This is a genomic window from Allorhizocola rhizosphaerae, from assembly GCF_003426775.1.
In the GTDB taxonomy this organism is placed as follows: Bacteria; Actinomycetota; Actinomycetes; order Mycobacteriales; family Micromonosporaceae; genus Allorhizocola; species Allorhizocola rhizosphaerae.
The window spans coordinates 1-1,872 of record NZ_QJUG01000459.1 but is presented as its reverse complement, the minus strand read 5'-3'; the positions used below and the strand labels follow the sequence as shown (position 1 = coordinate 1,872).

The window sequence follows — 1,872 nt, the reverse complement described above, 5'->3', positions numbered from 1 at the left end:
GAGCAGCGCACGCTCGACCGGCTGGAGCGCGCCCTCGCGCCCGCGCCGCCCGCCGGCCCGCCGTGGGTCGCCGTGGCCAAGGTGGCGTCCGAGGCGCTGTCCTCGGCGCGCGACACCGTGGCCCAGTTCGCGGTGCATCGGCTCAACGCCGTGGGCCTCGCGCCGGCCTGGCTGCCCGTGCCGGTCCCGGCCCAGGCAGGCCCGGCACTGGTGCCGTTCGAGCAGGTCGTGGCAAAGCTGCGCGATCTGCCGCGCGATGACGAGCGCTACGACGACGCCCTCGCGGCCGCGTGCCTGTGCCTCGGCGTGGAGCACCACCTCGACCAGGTGTCCGGTTTGGACCTGGAGATCGAGCGCCTGCGGGTCGAGGGCGCCCTCATCGCCGCGGGCCTCACGCTCAGCACGAAATGATCGCGATCAGGGTCCGGACGAGCCACACCGAACCGCCGGTGGCGGACGGCTTCTCGCAGTGCGCGGCTGGTGGCGGGCAGATGGGGCCGCAGTGAGTGGGCCGGCGGCGCGTGGTTCGCAAGGGGGTGCGGATGGTGCCGCAGGCAGATGACGCCGCCGTCAGCGAAGGCGAGGCGAGCCAGGCACAGTCGGCCCGGATGACGCCCATGACCGACGAGGCCGAAGCCGGCTCGGCGCAGCGGGCACGGATGATGCGGCTGTTCGTGGCGGTCTTCCCGCCCGCGGATGCCATCGCTGACCTGACCGCCGCGCTGTCCACAATAGATATTCGAGTGCCTGCCGCCGAACGCCTGCACATCACGCTCGCCTTCCTCGGCGACCAGCCAGACGCGGGCCCGGCCATAGCCGCGCTTGACGCGGGCATGGCCGGTGAAGCGGGCGGGAAACCATTGGGCGAGTTGGCAATCCAGGGTGGTGGGCGGTTCGGGTCGATCCTGTGGGCGGGCATCGCGGGAGACATTGCCGGGCTCACCAAGCTCACCCGGCTGGTGCGGCGCAGCCTGCGCGCCCATCGCGTGCAGCCCGACGACAAGCGGTTCCGGCCGCACCTCACCCTCGCCCGGCGCCTGTCGCACGAGGCTGTCGGGGTCGGCGTGGGGGCTCTGCACGACTACGAAGGACCCGCGTGGCCGGTGCGCGAAATCGTGCTGGTGCACAGTGTGCTTGGCTCCCAACCCGTTTATCACCCGGTGAAAACCTGGCCCCTTCCTCGCCGGTCATGAACTTGAGTTCATGACCGACCATGAGAGGCGGGCGGCGTGGGTTAGCGGCATGACGCCGCGTCTGGCGTGAGGGTGCGCCTTCTTCTTAGCGAGCGGCGCGTTGACGATCATGCGGCCGGGGCAAAACTGGTCTTGACACGGCTGGAGTGGCCGCGCTGATATTCACGGTTGGGCGGGGCTGACAGTACTGGTCGAAGTCGCCGTTGGTGATGCGGCGCGCAGCAGCAAGATGGCCTCTGCTCCTTGCAGACTCCAGCGGGCGGTCGCTTTCGCGCCCGACCGTGGGTCGTGCCAAGGGCATGGAAACGGACACGAAGAAACGCCCGTCAACGCGAGCTGCCAACCGGTGCGGCATTAAGGTGTGGGCGAAATCTCGACAGGCCATCTATTCCTTGGGAAAGGGTCCACAATGGCCAGACAGCCGCGAGGGCGATGCGCCTTCTGCCGCCATGAGACCACCAAGGGCGCCATGGGCAAGCACCTCGGCACCTGCGCGGCACGACAGGAGCGGATTGCCGTGACCAAGAGCCGCAAGCTGTCAACGTCGCCCGAATGCTGACCCTTTCTCGGCGCTCGAAAGCTGACCCCCTGCTTGATGGTTAGTTGTTATGGTTAACGATGGTCGTGGTGGTCGGCTGGCGGTACCTGCCGACCGAGGTCTCTGTTGCGGATGCGGTAG

Annotated in this window: 1 protein-coding gene and 1 pseudogene; both read left to right on the top strand. The window is 68.9% G+C overall.

All coding sequences use genetic code 11. The annotated features are described in order from the left end of the window. Positions 1-411 (top strand): annotated as a pseudogene (locus tag DM816_RS41765) (hypothetical protein); the annotation flags it as partial. A 131-nt stretch (positions 412-542) separates the two neighbouring features. Beyond that, the gene (thpR, locus tag DM816_RS41760) at positions 543-1,193 is read left to right on the top strand and encodes an RNA 2',3'-cyclic phosphodiesterase (RefSeq protein WP_117215927.1); all 651 of its coding nucleotides are present in this window, start codon (positions 543-545) and stop codon (positions 1,191-1,193) included. The last annotated feature ends 679 nt before the right edge of the window (positions 1,194-1,872 follow it).